General features: G+C 43.7%; 1 pseudogene. It reads right to left on the reverse strand.

The features are described 5' to 3' along the window. Positions 1-164, reverse strand: a pseudogene (locus AB4371_RS03690) (bifunctional aspartate transaminase/aspartate 4-decarboxylase); the annotation flags it as partial. Between the last annotated feature and the right edge of the window lie 248 nt (positions 165-412).

Genomic DNA, 412 nt, shown 5'->3' on the forward strand with positions numbered 1-412 from the left:
GCTTTACGAGGTAGCGTTGCTAGGAAGTTAGGGTTACCACGACCTGCATCAAGAAGTGCACGATCTGGCACAGCTTGCGCCACTTCAATCAGTTTGTCTTTTAGCTCGAATGGGCTTAGGTCAGCGAATTTTGAAAAATCGATAGTTGGAGTTTGAGTAGTCATAATAGATACCTTACTTTCATAAATTTTAGCAAGTCGATCCCCTTCCCTATGTTTGGCCAGGGAATCGCTTAGTGTTTTAATTGGATTGACGTCTTAGACTGACGTTATAGTCTGAATTACATACCAGCGTTGACGGAGATAATGCCGACGATGATTGGTCCCCAAAGGGTCAATAGCACGTTGGCTACTGCGTAAGTCACTGTGAATGAGAATACTGGAGTTGCATTGCCTGTTTTTTCCATCAATGC

The sequence above is a fragment of the Vibrio sp. 10N.261.51.A3 genome, assembly GCF_041471965.1.
Taxonomy (GTDB): domain Bacteria; phylum Pseudomonadota; class Gammaproteobacteria; order Enterobacterales; family Vibrionaceae; genus Vibrio; species Vibrio crassostreae_C.